22 protein-coding genes are annotated in these 25,073 nt (G+C 61.2%); 7 read left to right on the forward strand and 15 right to left on the reverse strand.

Annotated elements, in window-relative coordinates; all coding sequences use genetic code 11:
- Window positions 1-56: 56 nt before the first annotated feature.
- Window positions 57-2,699: a DNA topoisomerase (ATP-hydrolyzing) subunit A gene (gyrA, locus tag ACK3CV_RS17295; RefSeq protein WP_004935906.1), complete on the reverse strand. Its 2,643-nt coding sequence runs from the start codon at window positions 2,697-2,699 to the stop codon at window positions 57-59.
- 212 nt (window positions 2,700-2,911) lie between these two features.
- On the opposite strand from gyrA, the gene ubiG reads away from it, so the two are divergent.
- The 4 genes from ubiG (at window position 2,912) to yfaE (ending at window position 7,826) form a co-directional block, all read left to right on the forward strand.
- Entirely contained in the window at window positions 2,912-3,637 is a 726-nt protein-coding gene (ubiG, locus tag ACK3CV_RS17300) for a bifunctional 2-polyprenyl-6-hydroxyphenol methylase/3-demethylubiquinol 3-O-methyltransferase UbiG (RefSeq protein ID WP_004935909.1), read from the forward strand.
- Window positions 3,638-4,075: 438 nt separating this feature from the next.
- The gene (nrdA, locus tag ACK3CV_RS17305) at window positions 4,076-6,364 is read left to right on the forward strand and encodes a class 1a ribonucleoside-diphosphate reductase subunit alpha (protein WP_033635301.1); all 2,289 of its coding nucleotides are present in this window, start codon (window positions 4,076-4,078) and stop codon (window positions 6,362-6,364) included.
- Between the two features lie 67 nt (window positions 6,365-6,431).
- On the forward strand, window positions 6,432-7,562 hold the full coding sequence (nrdB, locus tag ACK3CV_RS17310) for a class Ia ribonucleoside-diphosphate reductase subunit beta (protein WP_019453694.1): 1,131 nt from the start codon (window positions 6,432-6,434) through the stop codon (window positions 7,560-7,562).
- Window positions 7,563-7,565: 3 nt separating this feature from the next.
- Window positions 7,566-7,826, forward strand: a complete 261-nt coding sequence (gene yfaE, locus ACK3CV_RS17315) for a class I ribonucleotide reductase maintenance protein YfaE (protein WP_033635302.1) — start codon at window positions 7,566-7,568, stop codon at window positions 7,824-7,826.
- A 59-nt stretch (window positions 7,827-7,885) separates the two neighbouring features.
- Here yfaE and ACK3CV_RS17320 read toward each other — a convergent pair whose 3' ends face one another.
- The 3 genes from ACK3CV_RS17320 to ACK3CV_RS17330 all read right to left on the reverse strand — a co-directional run bounded on the left by ACK3CV_RS17320 (window position 7,886) and on the right by ACK3CV_RS17330 (window position 9,725).
- Window positions 7,886-8,038 (reverse strand): Hok/Gef family protein, encoded by a 153-nt coding sequence (locus ACK3CV_RS17320; protein ID WP_033635303.1) that lies wholly within the window; start codon window positions 8,036-8,038, stop codon window positions 7,886-7,888.
- Window positions 8,039-8,269: 231 nt separating this feature from the next.
- Entirely contained in the window at window positions 8,270-8,392 is a 123-nt protein-coding gene (locus ACK3CV_RS17325) for a helix-turn-helix domain-containing protein (protein WP_239504659.1), read from the reverse strand.
- A 136-nt stretch (window positions 8,393-8,528) separates the two neighbouring features.
- Complete coding sequence (locus tag ACK3CV_RS17330) at window positions 8,529-9,725, reverse strand: nicotinamide mononucleotide deamidase-related protein YfaY (RefSeq protein ID WP_164141599.1); 1,197 nt, start codon at window positions 9,723-9,725, stop codon at window positions 8,529-8,531.
- Between the two features lie 245 nt (window positions 9,726-9,970).
- Here ACK3CV_RS17330 and tyrP point away from each other — a divergent pair, with 245 nt between their 5' ends.
- Complete coding sequence (gene tyrP / locus ACK3CV_RS17335; protein ID WP_015378562.1) at window positions 9,971-11,179, forward strand: tyrosine transporter TyrP; 1,209 nt, start codon at window positions 9,971-9,973, stop codon at window positions 11,177-11,179.
- Between the two features lie 47 nt (window positions 11,180-11,226).
- Here the strand turns inward: tyrP and ACK3CV_RS17340 are convergent, their stop codons facing one another.
- Window positions 11,227-11,766 (reverse strand): YfaZ family outer membrane protein, encoded by a 540-nt coding sequence (locus ACK3CV_RS17340; RefSeq protein WP_004935943.1) that lies wholly within the window; start codon window positions 11,764-11,766, stop codon window positions 11,227-11,229.
- Window positions 11,767-12,104: 338 nt separating this feature from the next.
- On the opposite strand from ACK3CV_RS17340, the gene katA reads away from it, so the two are divergent.
- Window positions 12,105-13,541 carry a catalase KatA gene (gene katA / locus ACK3CV_RS17345; protein ID WP_033648032.1) on the forward strand — a complete coding sequence of 479 codons (1,437 nt, stop codon included), beginning with the start codon at window positions 12,105-12,107 and terminating at the stop codon, window positions 13,539-13,541.
- A gap of 43 nt (window positions 13,542-13,584) precedes the next feature.
- Here the strand turns inward: katA and menE are convergent, their stop codons facing one another.
- The 8 genes from menE to idnO form a co-directional block, all read right to left on the reverse strand.
- On the reverse strand, window positions 13,585-14,970 hold the full coding sequence (gene menE / locus ACK3CV_RS17350; protein ID WP_103774207.1) for an o-succinylbenzoate--CoA ligase: 1,386 nt from the start codon (window positions 14,968-14,970) through the stop codon (window positions 13,585-13,587).
- Window positions 14,958-15,941, reverse strand: a complete 984-nt coding sequence (gene menC / locus ACK3CV_RS17355) for an o-succinylbenzoate synthase (RefSeq protein ID WP_033648034.1) — start codon at window positions 15,939-15,941, stop codon at window positions 14,958-14,960. Before menC ends, menE begins: the two co-directional genes overlap by 13 nt.
- A complete protein-coding gene (gene menB / locus ACK3CV_RS17360; RefSeq protein WP_033635308.1) occupies window positions 15,941-16,798 on the reverse strand; it encodes a 1,4-dihydroxy-2-naphthoyl-CoA synthase in 858 nt (285 codons plus the stop codon). The genes menC and menB overlap by 1 nt, the downstream gene beginning before the upstream one ends.
- 11 nt (window positions 16,799-16,809) lie before the next feature.
- Entirely contained in the window at window positions 16,810-17,580 is a 771-nt protein-coding gene (menH, locus tag ACK3CV_RS17365) for a 2-succinyl-6-hydroxy-2,4-cyclohexadiene-1-carboxylate synthase (RefSeq protein WP_060438459.1), read from the reverse strand.
- A complete protein-coding gene (gene menD / locus ACK3CV_RS17370; protein ID WP_164039971.1) occupies window positions 17,577-19,253 on the reverse strand; it encodes a 2-succinyl-5-enolpyruvyl-6-hydroxy-3-cyclohexene-1-carboxylic-acid synthase in 1,677 nt (558 codons plus the stop codon). Before menD ends, menH begins: the two co-directional genes overlap by 4 nt.
- Before the next feature lie 376 nt (window positions 19,254-19,629).
- Window positions 19,630-19,941 (reverse strand): stress response protein ElaB, encoded by a 312-nt coding sequence (gene elaB / locus ACK3CV_RS17375; RefSeq protein ID WP_025303653.1) that lies wholly within the window; start codon window positions 19,939-19,941, stop codon window positions 19,630-19,632.
- Window positions 19,942-20,022: 81 nt separating this feature from the next.
- Complete coding sequence (gene idnD / locus ACK3CV_RS17380; RefSeq protein WP_164039973.1) at window positions 20,023-21,054, reverse strand: L-idonate 5-dehydrogenase; 1,032 nt, start codon at window positions 21,052-21,054, stop codon at window positions 20,023-20,025.
- Window positions 21,055-21,076: 22 nt separating this feature from the next.
- Window positions 21,077-21,841, reverse strand: coding sequence for a gluconate 5-dehydrogenase (idnO, locus tag ACK3CV_RS17385; RefSeq protein ID WP_033648038.1), 765 nt, complete (start codon window positions 21,839-21,841; stop codon window positions 21,077-21,079).
- A gap of 268 nt (window positions 21,842-22,109) precedes the next feature.
- On the opposite strand from idnO, the gene ACK3CV_RS17390 reads away from it, so the two are divergent.
- A complete protein-coding gene (locus tag ACK3CV_RS17390; protein WP_164039975.1) occupies window positions 22,110-23,093 on the forward strand; it encodes a LacI family DNA-binding transcriptional regulator in 984 nt (327 codons plus the stop codon).
- Here the strand turns inward: ACK3CV_RS17390 and ACK3CV_RS17395 are convergent.
- Both ACK3CV_RS17395 and ACK3CV_RS17400 read right to left on the reverse strand, forming a co-directional pair.
- The gene (locus ACK3CV_RS17395) at window positions 23,073-23,582 is read right to left on the reverse strand and encodes a DUF1097 domain-containing protein (RefSeq protein WP_164039977.1); all 510 of its coding nucleotides are present in this window, start codon (window positions 23,580-23,582) and stop codon (window positions 23,073-23,075) included. The genes ACK3CV_RS17390 and ACK3CV_RS17395 overlap by 21 nt on opposite strands.
- Window positions 23,583-23,712: 130 nt before the next feature.
- Entirely contained in the window at window positions 23,713-24,948 is a 1,236-nt protein-coding gene (locus ACK3CV_RS17400; protein ID WP_164039979.1) for an MFS transporter, read from the reverse strand.
- Window positions 24,949-25,073 lie beyond the last annotated feature (125 nt).

Below are 25,073 nucleotides of genomic sequence, written 5' to 3' on the forward strand. Positions count from 1 at the left end.
TGCCAGACCCTTTTGTCTCAGTGCATCATGGTGCCGGCATGCCGACGCCCTTTGCTTTAAACGTTGTCGTCATCCATCGGCTCAGCCGCGTCGTCGCCATCGTCCAGCGGCGTGGTGTCTTCTTCCACCGCTTCCGCGCCCGGCTCCAGGCTGTCCAGCTCTTCGTCTTCCACCGGCTCGGCCACGCGCTGCAGACCGACGACGTTTTCGTCTTCCGCCGTACGGATCAGCGTCACGCCCTGGGTGTTACGGCCCACCACGCTGACTTCCGAAACGCGGGTACGCACCAGCGTGCCGGCATCGGTGATCATCATGATCTGGTCGCTGGTTTCCACCTGCACGGCGCCGACCACCTGGCCATTACGCTCGCTCACCTTGATGGAGATAACCCCCTGGGTGGCGCGTGACTTGGTCGGATATTCGGTCACCGCGGTACGTTTACCGAAGCCGTTTTGCGTGACGGTCAGGATGTCGCCTTCGCCGCGCGGCACAATCAGCGAGATCACGCTGTCGCCTTCGCCGAGGTTGATGCCGCGCACGCCGGTCGCGGTACGGCCCATCGAACGCACCTGCGTTTCCGGGAAGCGCACCACTTTACCGTTGGCGGAGAACAGCATCACTTCGTTGCTGCCGTCGGTCAGATCGACACCGATCAGCTCGTCGCCCTCGTTGAGGTTGACGGCGATGATGCCGGCGCTGCGTGGGCGGCTGAACTCGGTCAGCGCGGTTTTCTTCACGGTACCGCTGGCGGTGGCCATGAACACGTGGCGCCCTTCTTCATACTCGCGCACCGGCAGAATGGCGGTGATACGCTCATCGGCTTCCAGCGGCAGCAGGTTGACGATTGGGCGACCGCGCGCGCCGCGGCTGGCTTCAGGCAGTTGGTACACCTTCATCCAGTACAGGCGGCCACGGCTGGAGAAGCACAGGATCGTATCGTGGGTGTTGGCCACCAGCAGACGATCGATAAAGTCTTCTTCTTTGATACGCGCTGCAGACTTGCCTTTGCCGCCGCGGCGCTGCGCTTCATAGTCGGACAGCGGCTGATACTTCACGTAGCCCTGGTGAGACAGGGTCACCACCACGTCTTCCTGGTTGATCAGGTCTTCGATGTTGATGTCGGAAGTATTGGCGGTGATCTCGGTGCGGCGGCCGTCGTTGTACAGCTCTTTGACTGCCACCAGCTCTTCGCGGATCACTTCCATCAGGCGCTCTGGGCTTTCCAGGATAAAGATCAGCTCGGCGATAAAGTTGAGCAGCTCTTTATATTCGTCCAGCAGCTTCTCGTGCTCCAGGCCGGTCAGTTTCTGCAGGCGCAGATCCAGAATCGCCTGAGCCTGCTGCTCGGTCAGGTAGTATTTGCCGTCGCGGATGCCGAACTCCGGCTCCAGCCACTCAGGGCGGGCGGCGTCGTCACCGGCGCGCTCCAGCATGGCGCTGACGTTGCCCAGATCCCACGGCTGCGCCACCAGCGCGACTTTCGCTTCGGCCGGGGTCGGCGCACGGCGAATCAGCTCGATGATCGGATCGATGTTGGCCAGTGCGATAGCCAGCGCTTCCAGGATATGGGCGCGGTCGCGGGCCTTGCGCAGTTCGAAGATGGTGCGGCGGGTAACCACTTCGCGGCGGTGACGCACGAAGGCTTCGAGGATGTCTTTCAGGTTCAGCAGCTTAGGCTGGCCCTGATGCAGCGCGACCATGTTGATGCCGAAGGTGACCTGCAGTTGCGTCAGCGCATACAGGTTATTCAGCACCACTTCGCCGACCGCGTCGCGTTTGACTTCGATCACGATGCGCATGCCGTCTTTATCGGACTCGTCGCGCAGCGCGCTGATGCCTTCCACACGCTTTTCTTTCACCAGCTCGGCGATCTTCTCGATCAGACGCGCCTTGTTCACCTGATACGGGATCTCGTGAACGATGATGGTTTCGCGCCCGGTCTTGGCGTCGGCTTCCACTTCCGCGCGCGCGCGCAGGTAGACTTTGCCGCGCCCGGTGCGGTAGGCCTCTTCAATGCCGCGACGGCCGTTGATGATCGCCGCCGTCGGGAAGTCCGGCCCCGGGATGTGTTCCATCAGCCCTTCGATGCTGATGTTTTCATCGTCGATATAGGCCAGGCAGCCGTTGACGACTTCCGCCAGGTTGTGCGGCGGGATATTGGTGGCCATGCCCACGGCGATGCCCGACGAGCCGTTGACCAGCAGGTTCGGGATCTTGGTCGGCATGACGGCCGGGATCTGCTCGGTGCCATCATAGTTAGGCACGAAGTCGACGGTTTCTTTTTCCAGATCCGCCAACAGTTCGTGAGCAATCTTGGACATGCGCACTTCGGTATAACGCATCGCCGCGGCGGAGTCGCCGTCGACGGAGCCGAAGTTACCCTGACCGTCCACCAGCATGTAGCGCAGTGAAAACGGCTGAGCCATACGCACGATAGTGTCGTAAACCGCGCTGTCACCGTGCGGGTGATATTTACCGATCACGTCCCCGACGACACGGGCCGATTTCTTGTATGGTTTATTCCAGTCGTTACCCAATACGCTCATCGCGTACAGAACGCGACGGTGAACCGGCTTCAGTCCATCACGAACATCTGGCAGCGCACGTCCGACAATAACGGACATCGCATAGTCCAGATACGAGTTTTTCAACTCGTCTTCGATGTTTACCGGTGTGATTTCTCTGGCAAGGTCGCTCATGGAGCTGCTATCCCTCTACTAATGATTCATCTGCCCGCTGCCATAGTGGCAAAGGTGTAAAACTATATCACAAAGCACGCTTTACGGGAAAATAACCGCCGCTGTTTCACGGAAATTGTGCAGATAAGTGCGCTAAAAACGCATCGGCGCAGACGATGCCGCGCCGGAACATGTATAATCCGCGCAACGAGAACAAGGAGCCAGACAAGCCCATGAACGCAGAATCATCCAGCCGAGTGCAAAACGTTGACCACCAGGAAATCGCCAAGTTCGAGGCCGTCGCCTCCCGCTGGTGGGATCTGGAAGGCGAGTTCAAACCGCTGCACCGCATCAACCCGCTGCGCCTGAACTACATCATGCAGCGCGCCGGCGGCATTTTTGACAAGCAGGTGCTCGACGTGGGCTGCGGCGGCGGCATTCTGGCGGAAAGCATGGCGCGCGAAGGCGCCAAGGTGACCGGGCTGGACATGGGCGCGGAGCCGCTGCAGGTCGCGCGGCTGCACGCGCTGGAAAGCGGCATGGACGTCACCTATGTGCAGGAGACGGTGGAAAGCCACGCTCAGGCCAACCCGCAACGCTACGACGTGGTCACCTGCATGGAGATGCTGGAGCACGTGCCGGATCCGGCCTCGGTGGTGCGCGCCTGCGCCCAGCTGGTGAAACCGGGCGGCCACGTGTTCTTCTCCACCATCAACCGCAACACCAAAGCCTGGCTGATGGCGGTGATCGGCGCGGAGTACGTGCTGAAGATGGTGCCGCAGGGCACCCACGATCATAAGAAGTTCATTCGCCCTTCCGAACTGATCGGCTGGGTCGACGGCACGCCGCTGCGCGAAAAGCACATGATCGGCCTGCATTACAACCCGATCACCGATCATTTCAAGCTTGGGCGCAACGTTGACGTGAATTACATGGTGCACACCCAGCACGAAGGTTAAGCGCTGTAAACCGCGCCGGCCCTGCATTACCGGGGGGCGGCGCCGTTGGCGTATTCGGAAAAATACCTAATTTCCGCGATTTCGCTCAAAATACCCGTTGTAAACAGTTTTTTAGAATATTAAATCAGATCAATATGCCGTTTTTTTCTAACGTTTAATAAAGCGCCAAACGATCGATTTTTTCAGTTTTTCAGTAAAATCTGATCGCGCTTATTGACAAGCTTGTCGCGCCAGTCACGGCGCGCACTGCGAACGGCAAGTTACATTTCACCCCCAAGTTATCCACAAATTAGGCCGGTTTTGTTCACTTGCAAACGCCGTTTTTTCTCACTATCTTGTTACCTCACCGACATACAACCCCTATATATAGTGTTTACATACTGAGCAGAGCGACTACACTTCTGCTTAGGGGCACCATACGGACAGGTAAAACACCACATGAACCAAAGTCTGCTTGTAACTAAACGCGATGGCCGTAAAGAGCGCATCAATCTCGACAAAATCCACCGGGTCATCGATTGGGCCGCAGAGGGATTACACAACGTCTCGGTTTCTCAAGTAGAGTTGCGTTCACACATTCAGTTTTATGACGGCATCAAAACCGCCGACATTCACGAAACCATCATCAAAGCCGCAGCCGATCTGATCTCCCGCGATGCGCCGGACTATCAGTACCTGGCCGCTCGCCTGGCGATCTTCCACCTGCGTAAAAAGGCTTATGGCCAGTTCGAGCCGCCGAAGCTGCACGCTCACGTGACGCGCATGGTCGAGATGGGCAAATACGATAAGCATCTGCTGGAAGACTACAGCGCTGAAGAGTTCGAGCAGATGGATTCCTTTATCGATCACTGGCGCGACATGAACTTCTCTTATGCCGCCGTCAAGCAGCTGGAAGGCAAGTATCTGGTGCAGAACCGCGTCAGCGGCGAGATCTACGAAAGCGCCCAGTTCCTGTACATGCTGGTGTCCGCCTGCCTGTTCTCCAACTACCCGCGTGAAACCCGTCTGGACTACGTCAAACGTTTCTACGACGCGATTTCCACCTTCAAGATTTCGCTGCCTACGCCGATCATGTCCGGCGTGCGCACCCCAACCCGCCAGTTCAGCTCCTGCGTGCTGATCGAGTGCGGCGACAGCCTGGATTCCATCAACGCCACCTCCAGCGCCATTGTGAAATACGTTTCGCAGCGCGCCGGCATCGGCATCAACGCCGGCCGCATCCGCGCGCTGGGCAGCCCGATCCGCGGCGGTGAAGCCTTCCATACCGGCTGTATTCCGTTCTACAAACACTTCCAGACCGCCGTCAAATCCTGCTCGCAGGGCGGCGTGCGCGGTGGCGCGGCAACGCTGTTCTACCCGATGTGGCACCTGGAAGTGGAAAGCCTGCTGGTGTTGAAAAACAACCGTGGCGTTGAAGGCAACCGCGTGCGTCACATGGACTACGGCGTGCAGCTGAACCGCCTGATGTACCAGCGTCTGATCAAGGGCGAAGACATCACCCTGTTCAGCCCGTCCGACGTGCCGGGGCTGTATGACGCGTTCTTCGCCGATCAGGACGAATTCGAACGCCTGTATACCCAGTACGAGAAAGACGACAGCATTCGCCAGAAGCGCGTGAAAGCGGTTGAGCTGTTCTCGCTGATGATGCAAGAGCGCGCCTCTACCGGCCGCATCTACATCCAGAACGTCGACCATTGCAACACCCACAGCCCGTTCGATCCGCAGATCGCGCCGGTGCGTCAGTCCAACCTGTGCCTGGAAATCGCCCTGCCGACCAAGCCGCTGGAAGACGTTAACGACGAAAACGGCGAGATTGCGCTGTGCACCCTGTCCGCCTTCAACCTGGGCGCGATCGACAGCCTGGACGATCTGGAAGAGCTGGCGACCCTGGCGGTGCGCTCGCTCGACGCCCTGCTGGATTACCAGGATTATCCGATCAAGGCCGCGCACCGTGGCGCGATGGGCCGCCGCACCCTGGGCATCGGCGTTATCAACTTCGCCTATTACCTGGCGAAGAACGGCGTGCGCTACTCCGACGGCAGCGCCAACAACCTGACGCACAAAACGTTCGAAGCCATTCAGTACTACCTGCTGAAAGCCTCCAACCGCCTGGCTCAGGAACAAGGCGCTTGCCCGTGGTTCAAAGAGACCACTTATTCGCAGGGTATCCTGCCGATCGACACCTACAAGAAAGACCTGGATGCGGTCTGCAGCGAGCCGCTGCACTACGACTGGGAAACCCTGCGTAAAGAGATCCAGGAAACCGGCCTGCGCAACTCGACCCTGTCTGCGCTGATGCCATCGGAAACCTCTTCGCAGATTTCCAACGCCACCAACGGCATCGAGCCGCCGCGCGGCCACATCAGCATCAAGGCGTCGAAAGACGGCATCCTGCGCCAGGTGGTGCCGGAGTATGAGCGTCTGAAAGACAACTACGAGCTGCTGTGGGAAATGCCAAGCAACGACGGCTATCTGCAGCTGGTGGGGCTGATGCAGAAATTCATCGACCAGTCGATTTCGGCCAACACCAACTACGATCCGACCCGCTTCCCGGGCGGCAAGGTGCCGATGAAGCAGCTGTTGAAAGACCTGCTCACCACCTACAAGTTCGGCGTGAAAACGCTGTACTACCAAAACACCCGCGACGGTGCGGAAGACGCCCAGGAAGATTTGCAGCCTGCCAAGGCCGGCGATGACGACTGCGAAAGCGGCGCCTGCAAGATCTAAAGTTTGACCTAGCGGGCCGGAATTTTCCGGCCCCTTCATTTAGCCACGTTACGATGGATTCAGGCTTATGGCTTACACCACTTTTTCTCAGACCAAAAACGACCAGCTGCAAGAGCCGATGTTCTTCGGCCAGTCGGTAAACGTTGCGCGTTTCGACCAGCAAAAGCATGAAATCTTCGAAAAGCTGATCGAAAAACAGCTCTCCTTCTTCTGGCGCCCGGAAGAAGTTGACGTCTCCCGCGATCGCATCGATTACCAGGCGCTGCCGGAGCACGAGAAGCATATCTTCATCAGCAACCTGAAGTATCAGACGCTGCTGGATTCCATCCAGGGCCGCAGCCCGAACGTCGCTCTGCTGCCGCTGATCTCGATCCCTGAGCTGGAAACCTGGGTGGAAACCTGGTCGTTCTCCGAGACCATCCACTCCCGTTCCTACACTCACATTATCCGCAACATCGTCAACGATCCGGCGCTGGTGTTCGACGACATCGTCACCAACGAAGAGATCAAGAAGCGCGCGAAAGACATCTCCGGCTACTACGACGATCTGATCGAGATGACCAGCTACTATCACCTGCTGGGTGAAGGCACCCACCAGGTGAACGGTAAAACCGTCACCGTCAATCTGCGCGCGCTGAAGAAACAGCTGTACCTGTGCCTGATGAGCGTGAACGCGCTGGAAGCGATCCGCTTCTACGTCAGCTTCGCCTGCTCCTTCGCGTTCGCAGAGCGCGAACTGATGGAAGGCAACGCCAAAATCATCAAGCTGATCGCCCGCGACGAAGCGCTGCACCTGACCGGCACCCAGCACATGCTGAACCTGATGCGTTCTGGCGCCGACGATCCGGAAATGGCGGAGATCGCCGAGGAGTGCCAACAGCAGTGCTACGATCTGTTCGTGCTGGCTGCCCAGCAGGAAAAAGAGTGGGCGGAATACCTGTTCCGCGACGGCTCGATGATCGGCCTGAACAAAGACATTCTGTGCCAGTATGTGGAATACATCACCAATATCCGCATGCAGGCGGTCGGCCTCGGTCTGCCGTTCGAAACCCGCTCCAACCCGATCCCGTGGATCAACGCCTGGTTGGTGTCCGACAACGTGCAGGTGGCGCCGCAGGAAGTAGAAGTGAGCTCCTACCTGGTTGGCCAGATCGACTCGGAGATCAACGCCGACGACCTGAGCGACTTCGAACTGTAAGCGATGGCGACGCCAATCGTAACGCTGCGCGCCGCCGGCACACAGCTCTCCTGCCCCAACAGTGAAAGCTGCCTGCTCGACGTGCTGGAACTGCACGACGTGCAGGTGGAGTACCAATGCCGCTCCGGCTATTGCGGCGCCTGCCGCCTGAAGCTGGTGAAAGGCGAAGTGGCCTACCGCCAACAGCCGCTGGCGTTTATCAACGCCGGCGAGATCCTGCCCTGCTGCTGTATGCCGCTGACGGATATCGAGCTGGAAATGTAAAGTCGGGTGCCGGAAACCGCACCTGGAGACCAGAAGGCGGGGTTGCCCCCGCCCTATGATTACCGCTTCACCTCACACGCCAACCTGATCAGGATAGTGATATTTTCCTGGTAGATTTTCAGCTCGCACAGCGAGTCTCTTATCATCCAGATAAATAACAAAACCGTAATACATACAACGGTTAGCGAGTGAAACACATGCTTTAAGCGCATGCTTGCCTCCTTGCTGTGAAGGGGCTACCATACCGGTGTCTAGGCGGTATGTGCAGCCCCATTCTGATTGAGAGTCAGTCTGGGGCTTTCATCTATCCGCCTTGTCACACAATGCCCAAGACGAACAGTCTCAAGCACCCGCCAAAAGAGTAACAGCATTCCCTCGCCGCGAATATCCCCTATAAGATTATGATTAATCGGGGATATATAACTATCCTCAAAGTATTTCGCTTAACGCCCCTTTCCTGCCGACGCGGAAAAATAACGCGCCGGGGGATCGCCAAAGGCTTTGCGAAACATGGCGATAAAATTGCTCGGCGAGGCATACCCCATCGTTTCCGCGATCTGCAGCACGGTTTCGCCGTGCAGGCGCTAAAGGACTATGGTGCAAGATCTGCAAACGCGGGGCGCGGCGGCGATACGCCTTTCACGCCTGGCGTCCGAACGGCTGCAGCAAAACCGTGGCGCCGGCAACTCGGCGCCATGACCGTCACTCGATAATTTCCACCACCTCCAGCCAGGCGTTTTTACCGCACGCCTGGCCCCCATTCAGCCAGCGGCGCAGCATATCCAGCGCCAGCATCGCCACCGACTCCTGACGCAGCCGCAGGCCGTGGCGCGACGCGCGATAGCGCACGGTCTGGCCAATGCCGCCGCGCGGTGTGTGCAGCGCAATGCTCACCTGCTCGTCGCACATGGCGCTGACCGCCAACGCCAACGGCGCGCCGGTCAATTCCGCCAGCGAGCGGGCGCGCGCCAGCGTGGTTTCCAGCGTTTCGATGCAGTGCGCCGGCAGCAGCTCTCCCCCTGCCAGCGGCGCCCCTTCGCTCTGCAGCTGCAGATTGATCAACCCGCCGCTGAACTGTTCGCTCAACGCCAGCTTCAGCCCTTGCTGATTCAGGCGCTGCGTCAGCGTCGCCGGCAACCCGATAGTGCCTTCAAAAATGCAGTTGTCCCCCGCCACCTCGCGCACACGCCGCCAGGCCTGATCCATTTCCGCACGCCGGCTTTCCGGCCCGGTCAGCTTCAGCTCGATGATCGGGCTGGAGGAACGGTAACCCAGCACCATATCCGGCGGCAGCGGCATACCGTCCAGCTCGGCGGCCAGATCGCTCTCGGAGGTGCCGAAGGTGGTCAGGCGCAGGCACAGCGGCGGCGTCGGCAAGGTGAAGCGCTGGCGCAGACGCGGCACGATCTGCTGTTCGACCATCACTTTGAATTCCGACGGCACGCCGGGGGTGAAGAACATCTGACATCGGTTCAGCTGCAGCGCGAACCCGCAGGCGGTGCCCACCGGGTTATCCAGCATTTCCGCGTTGGCCGGGATCTGCGCCTGCTTGCGATTGGAAGGGGCCATCGGCCGCCCGCGCTCGGCGAAATAGGCTTCCATGCGCGCCAGCCAGTCGGCCCGTTCAACCAGCTCGACGCCGCAGGCTTTGGCGGCGGCCAGCGCGCTGAGATCGTCGCTGGTCGGCCCCAGGCCGCCGTTGACGATCAGCACATCGGCGATATGGCTTCGTTCCTGCAGGATCTCGATCAACGCAGAGAGGCTATCCCCGATCGTTTCCCGCCCGCTCATCGGCACTCCCTGCCGGAACAGGTAGTCCGCCAGCCAGGCGGCGTTGGTATCAATAATTTGCCCGTGCAGCACCTCATCGCCGGTGCTGAGCATCTCCACCCTTAACATTGATCTCTCCCACATTTTTTGGTCATTCCACTATAGAAGCCCGTAAATAACTTTTCACTAGCCGCCTGCGGATAATTTCAGCCATGGGTCCGTTCCTCATGTGCCATGCAGCTCGCCGCAATGTAAACATTACTGTACATCATGCGTAACGTCGGTTTGACACAAATTAGGGCTTCCACTATCCTGCCATCCTCATAAATCGTTACCTATAATTTTCAAAATCTTTCGGCTGGTAGAGAAAAAACGTGAAGAATCGCACTCTTGGCAGTGTTTTTATCGTGGCGGGCACCACCATTGGCGCCGGGATGCTGGCGATGCCGCTGGCGGCGGCCGGCGTCGGCTTCGGCGTCACGCTGGCCTTACTGGTCGGGCTGTGGCTGTTGATGTGTTACACCGCGCTGCTGCTGGTAGAGGTTTACCAGCATGAGCAGGCGGATACCGGTCTGGGCACCCTCGCCAAACGTTATCTCGGCGGCGGCGGCCAGTGGCTGACCAGCTTTAGCATGATGTTCCTGATGTATGCCCTCACCGCCGCCTACATCAGCGGCGCCGGCGAACTGCTCGCCACCAGCATCAGCCAGTGGACGTCGCAGGACTTCCCGGTGTCGCTCGGCGTTCTGCTATTCACCCTGGTAGCCGGCGGCGTGGTGTGCATCGGCACCCACTCGGTCGATTTGTTCAACCGCATCCTGTTCAGCGCCAAAGTGGTATTTCTGGTGGTGATGCTCGGCCTGATGTTGCCGAATATCCATCAAACCAACCTGATGACGCTGCCGCTGGAGCAAGGCCTGGCGCTGTCGGCCATTCCGGTGATCTTCACCTCTTTCGGCTTCCACGGCAGCGTGCCGAGCATCGTCAACTATATGGGCGGCAACATTCGCAAACTGCGCTGGGTGTTTATCATCGGCAGCGCTATCCCGCTGATGGCCTACATCTTCTGGCAGCTGGCAACGCTGGGCAGCATCAGCTCCGACACCTTCGTCGGCATTCTGGCGCAGCAGGCCGGGCTGAACGGCCTGTTGCAGGCGGTGCGCGACGCGGTGGCCTCGCCGCACGTTGAACTGGCGGTGCACCTGTTCGCCGATCTGGCGCTGGCGACCTCGTTCCTCGGCGTCGCGCTCGGGCTGTTCGATTTCCTGGCCGACCTGTTCAAGCGGCAAGACAACGTGCGTGGCCGCCTGCAAACCGGCGCCATCACCTTCTTGCCGCCGCTGGCCTTCGCGCTGTTCTATCCGCGCGGCTTCGTGCTGGCGCTGGGATTCGCCGCCATTGCCTTGTCGGTGTTGGCGCTGCTGTTGCCTTCACTGCTGGTGTGGAAAACGCGCCAAAAACATCAGGCACAGTATCGCGTCTGGGGCGGTACGCCGGCGCTGGCGTTGGTGTTTGTCTGCGGGGTGACGGTAATCGCCATTCAACTGGGCATCGCCAGCGGCATGCTGCCAGCGGTAGGGTAAGCGGAACAGAAAAAACAAAGGGGCCTGAAGGCCCCTTTTTCACAGCGTCAGAAGCTCAGACCCACGCCGACGTAAGGGCCATCGGCCAGCGTGTTGTCGCGACGTCCGTCTTTGCCTTCCATTTGCATGTAACGGTAGCCCACGTCCACGCTCAGCGGACGGAACTTCCAGCGCAGGCCGCCGCTGGCTTCGTTATAGGCTTTCACGCCGCTGGTGAAGGATTCAGGGGCAAAGTACCCTTCGCCGTGCAGGCTGAAGTAACGGTTGATCTCCCACTCCAGGCCGCCGCCCAGCGCCACCGCCCCGCCGCTCTTCCCGTCTTTCGGGCTGAGGTACAGCGCCTTGGCGCCCACGGTCGCCGTCAACGGCCCCAGCGGCACGCCGAAGTTCAGCCCCACGCTGCCGACGTTACCGTCGTGGTCGCTGCGCGCCCAGTTGCCGGTCAGGCCCAGACCAGAAGAGCCGGTGCTCATGCCAACGCCCAGGTTGGTGTAGTGTTGCCCGGCTTCGCCCGACACGCTGATGGCGTTCGCCGCGCCGGTCACCAACAGCAATCCTGCCGCGCACGCGACCCAAGTCTTTTTCATCATCTTTCCCTCTGGTTTGTCATCCGTGCCGAATGATCGAATCAACGCATAATAATAACGTCACGAGTCTATACCAAAGCGCAATGAGTATTTAAGGGATAAAAGCGAAAAAATTCTTCAATAATCAAATAAATGTAAATATTTGCAAACAACATTCTATATTCGTCAAGGCAATGCCAACGATAACCGAGACCTATTTGCCGTCGCTCGGCAATAGGGCTACAACTAGTAGTGGCTTTGACCAAGGTCAGGGGAAGAAGCCCCGCCAAAGGACTATGCTGATGAACGCTTAAACCGCCCGAGTCTTTACTTAACTGCACTACGATAAGGAGCAAGTGATGAGCAAGAAAGGACTGACCACCGCAGCCGGCGCCCCGGTTGTCGATAACAATAACGTGATCACCGCAGGCAAACGCGGCCCGATGCTGTTGCAGGACGTGTGGTTCCTGGAAAAATTGGCCCACTTCGACCGTGAAGTCATCCCCGAGCGCCGCATGCACGCCAAGGGATCCGGCGCTTACGGCACCTTTACCGTCACCCACGACATCACCCGCTACACCCGCGCCAAGATCTTCTCCGAGGTCGGCAAACAGACCGACATGTTCATCCGCTTCTCCACCGTCGCCGGTGAACGCGGCGCCGCCGACGCCGAACGCGACATTCGCGGCTTCGCCATGAAGTTCTATACCGAAGAAGGCAACTGGGATTTGGTGGGTAACGATACGCCGGTGTTCTACCTGCGCGATCCGCTGAAATTCCCCGATCTCAACCACGTGGTGAAACGCGATCCGCATACCAACCTGCGCAACCCGGTCTACAAATGGGACTTCTTCTCCCACCTGCCGGAGTCGCTGCACCAGCTGACCATTGACTTCAGCGATCGCGGCATTCCGAAATCCTATCGCCACATGCACGGCTTCGGCAGCCACACCTTCAGCTTTATCAATGCCGCCAACGAACGTTTCTGGGTGAAATTCCACTTCCGCTGCCAGCAAGGCATTGAAAACCTGATGGATGAAGAAGCGGAAGCGATCATCGCCAAGGATCGCGAAAGCTCACAGCGCGATCTGTTCGACGCGATCAAACGCGGCGACTTCCCGCGCTGGAAGCTGCAAATTCAGATCATGCCGGAACACGAAGCCTCGCAGACGCCATACAACCCGTTCGATCTGACCAAGGTGTGGCCGCACGGCGACTATCCGCTGATCGACGTCGGCTATTTCGAGCTGAACCGCAACCCCGACAACTACTTCTCCGAGGTTGAGCAGGTGGCGATGAACCCCGCCAACGTGGTGCCGGGCATCAGTTTCTCGCCGGATAAAATGCTGCAGGGCCGTCTGTTCTCCTATGGCGATGCGCACCGCTATCGCCTGGGCGTCAACCACCACCAGATCCCGGTGAACGGCGCCAAATGCCCGTTCCACAACTACCATCGCGACGGCGCGATGCGCGTGGACGGCAACAGCGGCAACGGCGCCACCTACGAACCAAACAGCTTCGGCCTGTTCCAGGAGCAGCCGGACTTCAGCGAGCCGCCGCTGAGCATTGAGGGCGCGGCCGACCACTGGAACCATCGTGAAGACGACGATTACTACAGCCAGCCGCGCGCGCTGTTCAACCTGCTGAGCGCCGAAGAGCACCAGCGCATGTTCACCCGCATCGCCGGCGAACTGTCGCAGGTGCCGGAGCAAATCCAGCGCCGTCAGGTCGAGCTGTTCACCAAGGTGCACCCGGACTACGGCGCCGGCGTCGCCAAGGCGCTGGGGCTGAAATAATCCCCTGCCGTCATCCACTCAGCCGCCCTTTCGGGCGGCTTTTTTATGCCTGAGAGAGGCGCTGCGCCACCCATTGCTGCAACTGGCGGCGCGAAATCTTGATGCCGCCGTTTTTCAGCTCGTCAGGCAGCGGGAGCAGCGCCACCGGGCGTTGGAAATTGGCCAGCTTGTCCTGCGACCAGGCGAGCAACGCCGCCAGCGACAGCGACGGATCGCCGTCGATTACCGCCACCGGCCGCTGGCCGAACTCGGCGTCCGCCGCCGGCACCACAAACGCCTGCGAGATCTGCGGGTGCGCCGCCAACACGCGTTCGATATCCTCCGGCTGCACCCCTTCGCCGCCGCTGAAAAACAGGTTGTCCAGCCGGCCCAAAATGCGCAGTTCTCCCTCGGCCATCGCGCCGCGATCGCGGGTCGCGAACCAACCCTGTTCATCCGCCAGCGGCTGCAGCTGGCCATGACGCCAGTAGCCGAGCGCCAGACTGTCGGCGCGGATCCAGACCTCTTCGTCCACCAGTTTTACCTCGCGGCCGCTGAGCGGCAGGCCGACGCCCGGCCGCGCATCGGCTCGCTTGGCGCACACCGTGGAAGCCAGTTCGGTCAGCCCATAGCCGCACCAGCAGCGGATCCCCGCCGCTTCCGCCCGTTCGGTCAGCGCCACCGGGATCATGGCGCCACCGAGCAGCACCTCTTTCAGCGTCATGCCCGTCAGCGGTTGCGCCAGCAGCCGCCAGAGCTGTGTCGGCACCAGCGAGGCGTGCGTGCATCCCGCCAACGCCTCGGCCAGCGGATGCATCTCGCGCACCGCCAGCCGCGCCCCCGCCGCCAGCCAGCGCCAGACGATGCCCTGGCCGGAGACGTGAAACAGCGGCAATGACAGCAGCCAGCAATCCTCGCGCTGAAAATCCATCAGCCGCAACACCCCGGCGGCGCTGGCCAGATGATTGGCGTAGCTGTGCGCCGCCGCTTTCGGCAGGCCGCTGGAGCCCGAGGTCAGCGTCAGCGTCGCCAGACGTTGCGCATCCCACATCGGCAGGTTCGGCCAGCGCGGCTCGGTCGAGGGCGGCGTCAATCGAATCACCTCTTCCGGCAGCGCCGGCAACGGATCCGGGCCGAAGGCAAAGGTGATGTCCAATTCGGGTAACAGCTGTGCCAGCAGCGGCGTCGGCAAGGCAGGATTGAGCGGCAACAGGCGCGCGCCGCATTGCAGCAGCGCCAGATAGGCCAACAGTAGCGGGTAGCTGTTTTTACCGCACAGCGCCACGCCACAGCCCGGCTCCACGCCCTGGTGCTGGAAGTCCGCCGCCAGCTCATCCACCTGGCCTTGCAACGCCAGCCAACTCAGCGGCCGCTCGCCAAGCAGCAGCGCCGTCGCCTGCGGTTGAAGGCTCGCCCAGTGCCGCCATGGCCAATCGCTTAACGGCGCCATAGGCACTCCAGCGCCGAGGCATCCAGCAGCGGCAATGCGCTACCCGGCCAAGGCCGCAGCACCTGCGCCTGCATCAGCCCCAGCGTATCCAGCCCCGGCACGGTGTCCGGCGTCAGCCAGCGGGCGATGCGCGCCAGCTGGGTTAACCCCAGGCTGGACTCGATGCTGGAGCTGATCACCGCCGTCAGCCCCGCCGCGTGCGCCTGCGCCACCAGCGCCTGGCAGCGCGCCAGGCTGCCGACCAGCGTCGGCTTGATCACGATGGCTGCCACGCCCGGCTCGGCCTGGACTACAAAGTCCGCCTCGCGCACGCTCTCATCCCAGGCGATGGCGATGCCGGTCGCCCGGGCGAAATCGCGCGATTCATCACGGGTCTTGCAGGGCTCTTCCAAAAAGGCAATGCGATCGCGCCACGCCGGGTTGACATATTTGGCGAAGCCGTCGGCTTTGGCGCGGGTCCAGCTGCGGTTGGCGTCCAGCCGCAGCCGCAGATCCGGCAGCGCCTCCAGCAGCACGTTGACGATCATGCCGTCGCGCACCGCCTCATACAGCCCCACCTTCACCTTAGCGACTTTCTCGCCCGGCAAGGCGCTCAATATCTCGAACAGCTCGTCCGGATCGCCGGTACACAGCGGCGCCTTGCGGAAATCCGCCTGCGTCGGCAAGCGCTGCTCCAGCTCGGCCTGCGCGCAGCTGAGCCCAAAGGCCACCGAGGGCAGCGCGCTGTCATCCGGTTCGTTGCCCGCCAACCAGGCCTGCAGCCAGTCCAACGCGGCCTGTTCGGCCTGCGCCAGCGTTTCCCGGCTGAATTCCGGCAGCGGCGCGATCTCGCCCCAGCCTTCACGCTCGCCCTGACGCAGCTGCACCACCCATCCGTCACGCGTTTTCAACCGCTGATTGCGCAGCACCACGCCCGCCTCCATCGGCAGGCTGTAACGGTAAAGCGCCGCGCTGCGGTTTACCCCGTTCATTACGGGTTACGCTTGAATTTGCTGAAGTCCGGCTGACGCTTCTCGTTGAACGCGTTGCGCCCTTCCTGCCCTTCGTCGGTCATGTAGAACAGCATGGTGGCGTTGCCCGCCAGCTCCTGCAAACCGGCCTGGCCGTCGCAGTCGGCGTTCAGCGCCGCCTTCAGGCAGCGCAGCGCCATCGGGCTGTTCTGCAGCATTTCGCGGCACCAGCGCACCGTCTCTTTTTCCAGATCGGCCAGCGGCACCACGGTATTGACCAGCCCCATGTCCAGCGCGGCGGCGGCATCGTACTGGCGGCACAGGAACCAGATTTCGCGCGCCTTCTTCTGGCCGACGATGCGCGCCATGTAAGACGCGCCCCAGCCGCCGTCGAACGAGCCCACTTTCGGGCCGGTCTGGCCGAAGATGGCGTTATCCGCCGCGATGGTCAGATCGCACATCATGTGCAGCACGTGACCGCCGCCGATCGAATAACCGGCCACCATCGCCACCACCGGTTTCGGGCAGGTGCGGATCTGGCGCTGGAAGTCCAGCACGTTGAGGTGATGCACGCCGCTGTCGTCGCGATAGCCGCCGTAATCGCCGCGCACTTTCTGATCGCCGCCGGAGCAGAAGGCCTTATCGCCGGCGCCGGTCAGAATAATGACGCCGATGCCGTCGTCGTAACGGGCGTTGGCCAGCGCGTCGATCATCTCTTTAACCGTTTGCGGGCGAAACGCGTTGCGCACCTGCGGCCGGTTAATGGTGATTTTGGCGATGCCGTCGGCGGACTTGTGATACAGAATGTCTTCGAAATCGCCGGTGCAATCCTGCCAGGCGATAGCGGCATACAGCTGTTCTTCATTCGGATAAAGCATGTTCGGTTCCTTTAACCAGGGTTAACGAGAAAGGTCTGCAGCTCGGCGACGAAATCCTGCGGATTGGCCAGGTGCGCGTTGTGCCCGGCCTGCGGCACGATGCGCAACGGCAACCCGGCGTCGCGCGCCAGCCGTTGAAATTTGGGGTCGTTCTCACCGCACAGCACCCGCAGCGGCACGGTCAGTTGGCGCAGCTGCGGCGCCAGATAGGGCTGCCGCCCGAGCGACGTGGCTTCGAGCATGTCGGCGATCGCCGGGCCGCTGTTGACCGAGCGCGCGGCGATCAGCGCCTGGCGGTGCACGTGGCTGAGCTCTTTGAACACCGGTTGCTGATACCAGTCCGCCAGGACCTCGGCGATCGGCTCACTGCGAAAACGCACCGCCCACAGCGCATCCTGTTCGCAGCGCCGGCGGCGCTGTTCTTCGTCCTCCAGCCCCGGATTACCGCCCTCGACGATCACCCCCTGGAGGCCGGCATGGTGGCCGTGGCAGGCGTGATACATGGCGATGCGCCCGCCGAGCGAGTAGCCCACCAGCCAATAGCGTTCGATATTGCGCAGCTGCAGCGCGGCGGCGATCTGCGCGCTGATGTCGTCGAAGCCGTGGCAGCTCACCGCCACGGAATCGCCGTGGCCGGGCAGATCGATGGCCAGCGACGGCCATTCCGGGCTGCGCGCGGCGATCACCCGCCATTCATTGTTGTTGCCAAGCAGGCCATGCAGCCACACCAGCCACGGGCGGCCCGCCTCGCCCTGTTGCAAAATTCGCGTCGCCAGCATCATTGCACCGCCATCTGTTGCACCAGGTATTGCAGGCTTTCGGCCCCCGCGCTCGGTGGCACCTGCAGTTCGACAAGCGTGGCGCCGCCGCGCCGCCAGCCTTGTTCAACCGCCTGTTGCAGCTGGCTCCAGTTCTCCGGCCGCGCGTAACCCAGCTGGAACATCGCCGCCGCGTGGCTGAACTCGACGTTCTGCGGCATGCAGTAAAAGCGCTGACGATCCTCTTCCGGCGTCGGCAGCAGCGAGAAAATTTGGCCGCCGTTGTTGTTGACGACGATCAGCACCGTCGGCGCCGAGCTCTGGCGCAGCAGCGCCAGCGCATTGAGGTCATACAGAGCGGAAAGATCGCCCACCACCGCCAACGTCAGTCTGGCGGTGGCGCGCTGCACGCCGGCAGCGGTGGAGATCAGGCCGTCGATGCCGCTGGCACCGCGGTTGCTGAATACCGGGTAGGCGACGGGCAATGGCGTTAGCGCGTCGATGAGCCGCACTACCAGGCTGTTGCCGAGAAACAGCTGGCCGTTCTCCGGCAGCAGTTCCGGCAGGCGGTGCGCCAGCTGCGCTTCGCCAAAGTTATCGTGCAGATGCGTGGATGCCGCCGTCAGCGCTTTATCCGCCAGCACGGCCAGCCCGGCGGCCCAAGGCTGGCGCGGCTGCGCCGGGTGCTGCGCCAACCACTGAGCCACGCCGGCACGCAGGCGCCGCCCCCGGTGCTGGGCCGGATCGAGCCGCCCCGGCAGCTCGTCGATGATCCAATACTCTTCAGGCCGGCACTGCGCCTGCCACTGCAGCAGGCGTTTGCCGGTCAGGCTGCCGCCGAACTGCACCACCAGCTGCGCATCTTGCAGTACGCGCTGCGCCTGCGAGTGAGCGAGCCACAAATCGGCGCAGGGCAGCGGTTGCCCGGTCTGCGACAGCACGTCGCCGATCAGCGGCCAGCCCAGCGTTGCGGCCCATTCGGCCACCTGCGCGCCCTCTTGCGCGCTCATGCGCCCGGCCAGCACCACGCCGCGCTTTTGCCGCCAGAAGAACCAGTCCGGCTGCGGCAATGGCGCCGCATGCGTCTCGCTTTCCTGCAGCCACGGGCGATCGCTCTGCCACCAGTCGCCCAGCGCGGCGGACCAGTCGGCATAGTGACGTTCGTCGCCGCCGTACAGCGGCTCGGCGAACGGGCAGTTGATGTGCAAAGCGCCGTGCTGCAGGCGCGCCATCGCGCTGTCGACGCTGGAGGCCAGCCACGCGGCCGGAATATCCGGCGTAGGACGCGGCAGATCGATCGCCAGCGTCGGGTGGCTGCTGTAGAGGCCGTTTTGACGGATCGCCTGATTGGCGCCGCAGTCGATCAACTCCGGCGGCCGATCGGCGGTGAGAAACACCAGCCGCTCACCGGTCAGGCCGGCTTCAATCAACGCGGGATAAAGGTTGGCCGCCGCGGTGCCGGACGTGACGATCACCGCCACCGGCTCACGCGCCGCCTTCGCCAGCCCAAGCGCCAGATGGCCGAGCCCGCGCTCGTCAAAATGGGTATGACAGATAAACGATCGGTTAGCCGCGGCGGCCAGCGTCAGCGGCGTGGAGCGCGATCCCGGAGCGATACAAACATGCCGCACCCCATGGCGGGCCAGCGCCTCGAGCAGCACAGCCGCCCACCGGCGATTAAAAACACTTGTCGACATAGTTCGCTCACAAGTCAGTTAACAGAGATCGTCTCCGGCGCAGCCGACGGACGCCGCGCCTGTAGTTACGCTCTGTATTATATGAGGTGTTATTTTCACGGCTTTTGCGCCAGCGCAAGAACGCCGTATATCCCTGGGCGTTTACACCAGATAATTATTTGATTTAGAACAAAAAACAAACAATAAAAACACAAATACTTTACACTTGCGGCGGCGCCGGCTCAATCCGTCCATACAAAAACAAGGGGAATAGAGGCACTCCGACGGCGGCTAGCGGGAAGTATAGGCGGGATAAGGGAAAGCCAGCGGGGAAACGGCGGGATGAACGTACCGCCGCGGAAAACATGGGGCGGCCTGCGCCGCCCCGATGGGTGATTTATTTGCGGGCCAGCAGCAGTCCCAGCACCAGCCCGACGGTGGCGCCGATGCCTACGCTGTGCCAGGGTTTATCCCGCACGTAGTCATCGGTGCGGTGCACCGCTTCTTTGGCGCGCGCGTAGTAGGATTCACCGGTGTTCGCCCAGCGCGCCTTAACCTCACTCAGCGCCTGCTCGGCGTGCGACTTGATGTCGATGTAGGCCTGATCCGCGCGATCGCCGGTATATTGCAGCACTTCTTCCAGCGTCTCGGTCAGCATTCTCAGATCGTCATCCAGCGTAGTTTGCTCAGCATCCGTATGTCTTGCCATAGTGAGATCTCCGTGGTTGAAAAATTAAGCGTTCCTACACTATAGACAAGGATCGCCGCCTGCGGCCATCGGACTTTTACCCTAAAACACCAATTGCACCTTGGCGGCCTGGCGCTTATCGCCGGCAAACTCCAGCGCCTGCGCCAGCTGCCCGCTGGCGAACTCCGCCGACAGCAGCGGCAGCGGATCGACCACGCCGTCGGCCAGCCACGCCACCGCCAGCGCAAACTCCGCCACGAAGCGGAACGATCCGAGCAGATTCAACTCTTTGGCGATCAACAACATCAGCGGGAAATCGGGGAAGCTGCCGCCCATGCCCACCTGCACCACGGTGCCTTTGGCGCGGGTGATCTCCAGGCAGCGCTGCAGCGACTGCGGGTGCCCCGCCACTTCGAAGGCGACGTCGAAATACCCCTTATCCTGCTGATAATCGCTAACATCGTCGTCCGCGGCATGCAGGCACCGATCGGCCCCCATTTGCCTGGCGATCGCCAGGCAGCGCGGGCTGAGATCGGCACAGACAATCTCGGCGGCGCCCAGCGCTTTCAGCGCCGCCACCAGCAGGCAGCCGATCGGGCCGACGCCGGACACGAAGATCTTTTTCCCCGTCACGTCGCCGGGCTGCTTCGCCGCGTGGATCGCCACCGCCAGCGGTTCGGCGAACACCATCACCCTGTCGTCGCGATCGGCGCCGTAAGGAATGCACTGCGCGCTATCCACCACTTTGTATTGGGTAAAGGCCCCGTCAACGTGCGGAAAATACATCGCGCTACCGAAAAAGCGCATCTCGACGCATTGATTGCTTTGCTGCGCCAGACAGTATTTGCACTGCCCGCAGGGTTTGCTGGGATTGAGCGCCACCTTCTGCCCGACCGGCAGCTGCGGCGAATCGCTGGCGACCACCTCGCCGATCACCTCATGGCCCAGCACCATCGGCTGGCGCACCTGAAAATTGCCGACCCTGCCTTCCTGAAAGTAATGCAGATCCGAGCCGCAGATGCCGCCGCGGCTGATTTTCACCAGCGTTCCCTGCCCCCGGTAATCCACTTCTTGCGCAATCACCGCCACGTCGCGTTTGCCATTGACCACGCAGGACTGGGTTTGAATTTTCATCTCAACACTCCACGAAAAAAGGTTACACCGCCGCCGACATGCCGCCATCGACAAACAGCAGTTGCCCGTTGACGAAAGCGGAGGCGTCGGCGGCCAGGAACACCGCCGCGCCGATCAGCTCCTGCGGATCGCCCCAGCGTGCGGCGGGCGTGCGTTGGGTCAGCCAGGCGGTGAAGGCCGGATCGTCGGCCAGCGCCTGTGTCATCTCGGTTTTGAAGTAGCCGGGGGCGATGCCGTTGACCTGAATGTTGTAGCGCGCCAGCTCCACGCACATGCCGCGCGTCAGCATTTTCACCGCGCCCTTGGAGGCCGCATAAGGGGTAATGGTGTCCCGCCCCAGCTCGCTTTGCATCGAGCCGATGTTGACTATCTTGCCGCGCCGGCGCGGCACCATATAACGCGCCACGGTTTGCGACACGATGAAAACCGCCTTCTGGTTGACGGCGATGATGTCGTCCCAGTCTTGCTCCGGAAACTCGGTGAACGGGTGGCGGCGCTGGATGCCGGCGTTGTTGATCAAGACGTCTATCGCGCCGATATCTGCTTCGATACGATCGATGGCGGCATGCACCGCCTGGGAATCGGTGACGTCGAACGCCGCCGCATCGGCACGCAAGCCCTCTTCGCGCAAGCGATCGGCGGCATGCCGGGCATGTTCGTCGGTGGTGGCGTTGACCAGAATATGCGCGCCTTGCTGCGCCAGGCCGCGCGCCAGCAGAAAACCGATGCCGCGCGAGGCGCCGGTGATCAAGACAATTTTGTTATCCAGTGAAAACAGATTATTCATGGTGATTCCCGGCCATCAGGCCTCCAATCGGACAGGCCTCTATCTCAGCCGATTGTTACCGGTAAAAACGTGATGGAAATCACTGAACATCATGTTACGAAACCCTGTTACCCTTAACGTGATCTCACGCAGGCAGCAAGCGGGTAAAACTCATTTATCCAATTGAAAAATAGCCATTTTCAATAGGAGCGCATTCATTGTTATCGCCAAATCGATTTGTTAACATACCGCTATCCGCCCTTGCCGCGCCGCCCGTGAAGGCCACCGAATGAAACACCCCCGCGTTACGCTACAGGACATCGCGCAATTGGCCGGCGTGACCAAAATGACCGTCAGCCGCTTCCTGCGCACGCCGGAAAAAGTGGCGGCCGACACCGCCGAACGCATTGCGCAGGTCATGCGGGAGCTGAACGTCACCGGCGCCGATGCCGCACAGGCCGGCAGAAAACCGCGCATCGGCGTGCTGATCCCCTCCTTCAACAACCAGATCTTCGCCGACCTGCTGGCCGGCATCGAATCCGTTACCCAAGCGCGGGGTTACCAAACGCTGGTGGTGAACTACGATTACAGCCCGCAGCGGGAAGAAGAGCAGATCGCACAGCTGTTGAGCTACCCGATCGCCGGGCTGATCCTCACCGACTCTGCGCATACCTTGCGCGCAGAGACCTACCTCGGCGCCGCCAAAATCCCCCTCGCGCAGGTGATGGATCTCGACGCGCCGCCGGGGCGGATTGCGGTGGGGTTTGATAATGAACAGGCGGGGTATGACATGACCGAAGCGCTGCTCGCCAGCGGCAAACGGCATATCGTTTACTTTGGCGCCATGTCGGACGCCCGCGACAATAAACGCTATCGGGGGTACTGCCGCGCCATGGCGGCTCAGGGGCAAACGCCGCGCCAGATCACGCCGCATCGGGTCTCTTCGGTTTCGATCGGCGCCGACATGCTGGCGATGGCGCGCGAACGCTACCCGCAGTTGGACGGTATCCTGTGCACCAACGACGATCTGGCGGTGGGCGTGTTGCAGGCCTGCCTGCGTCTCGGCGTGCGCGTGCCGCAGGAGATTGCGCTATCGGGTTTTCACGGCCTGGATATTGGCCAGGCGACCACGCCGGGCATCGCCAGCGTGATCACGCCGCGCTTTGACATGGGGAAAACCGCCGCTGAAATGCTGCTGCTGCGGATCGCGGGCGAACCCTGCGCCGAGCGCCACGATCTGCACTACCGCCTCTCACTTGGCGGCACCGTTTGAGCCGGCATTCGGGCTGACCGGCTGTGCGACACGGGCTTTTTCGCTGCGCGCCGCCCACCACAGACCGCTGTTTTTCATCGCATAGCCAAACAGCAAGCCCACCAGCAGAGAAAGCGTCACCAGCGGCCAATCTCCGCCGCCGGCGAAGGTCGCACAGGCGCCGATAAAGGTGCCGGGCACAAACCCCAGCCACTGCTGTTTGGCCTGAATGCACATCAGGAACGCAACGACGCCGGTCAGCAGATACCCCAGCAGCTCCCACTGTGGCGCCAGTTCGCTGCCGTGGATGATCGCCATTGCCCAGAAGACGCCGCTGCAGCAGGTCAACGCGCCGATCAACAGCCCTTTCAGCCCGCCCTGCGGGCAGGCGAAATAGGCCGTGCAGCCGAGAAAACCGGCCCAACCGATCAGCCCCAGGCTGACGGCAACCCAGCCCCACACGCCGGAGAGGATCCCGGTAGTAACGGCAATGGCGAAAAGAACGTTCATAAAGTGACCCGCGGCAAAAAGAAAGCGCGCAGTTTACCCGAAAGCCGGTTATTTCATGTGATTAAAATCACAATATAAATGCAATTAAAGAATAATTAATTAAATAAAAGAGACTTAAATCACAAAATTATTAACGTGGGAACCCTACACGTACCGTCATCCATGCCAACAACAGGCATACCGTGGTGCTGCTCAGGAACAGCAGATGGGTTGCCTGCTGCAGATCGACACGGTCGACCACGATCCCCAGCAAGATCGGCACCCAGTTGGCGATATAAGCGATAACGTAAAACAGTGAAAGCAAACGCGCATGGCTGGCCGGCGGCGAAATCAGGTTTACCAGGGTCGCGCTGCCGACGAAAATGGCGCCGTAAGCATAGCCGGCCACCACTAGGCCCGCAGCCGCCAGCCACAGTGAATGCCATTGGATCGCCGCAGCGAATACCACCGCCGCCAGCACCTGCGCCAGGCAACCGAACAACAGCGAATGACGCGCGTTAAGGCGGCGGCTCAGGATCTGGCTAATACCGGCGATCAACAGATACACCGCAATCGCATAGCCAAAGACGCCCCGCTGGTGCATGCCTAACAGCGTTTCCGCCACGCTGGGGCCAATAGCCAAAATGCTGGCGGCCAGAGCCCAACAGATAAACAGCGCCCCGGCACACACAAAGAATTTACCGCCGGTGGCGCGCAGGCCATCGAGCAGCGTGCTTTTTTCTGTCGCCGCCGGCGCAGCGCGGGTCGGCGCCGCGACCACGCCACGCGGCCACGAGAACATCACGCCCAACGCCGCCACGGCGGCAATGATCATGATGAAAACGAACGGCAGCGTCGTGGGATGAAAACCGGTCTGCAAAGCGATGCCGCTGAAGATCGGGCCCAGCGCCAACCCTGTGGTAAAGGACAACGTGGCGATCAGCGCGGCGTTTTTACCGCCGTCTTGTGGCCCAAAACGCACCAGGGCGATGTTTGCCGCCCCGGTCAATGCCCCGGTGCCCACCCCGGCCAGCAGTCGCGCCATGAGCATCATGACAAAGGTATCCGCCAGCGCAAACAGCAGCGCACCGCTCAACACCACCAGCAATGCCGGCACGATCACGCTGCGCAAATCCTTCACTTTGCCGGCCAGATTGCCGACGCCGAACAAAGCGATCAGTACGCCGGCGGCGTAGGCACCGTAAACAACGGTCAGGCTGACGGAACTCAGCGCAAACTGCTGCTGATACAGCGGATAAAGCGGCGTCGGCGCACTGCTGTTCAGCAATGCCGACATCAAAGCCAGCGCCAGGAACAATAAAATGGTCCTGCGCGACGCCTGAGCATTTTGCGGCGCCGCGATCTGGCTGGCGGTATTTTCTGACATGTTTCAACTCCCAAAGTCGGCAGACGGCGGCCTGCCATCGACATCTTTCTCACCCGGCGGGCCGGGAACGGGGCTTATCATAGCGTTACGGCGGCGGGCGAAGTATCGTCAAGAATGAATCACCC

It is taken from the genome of Serratia sp. TSO36 (assembly GCF_057808395.1).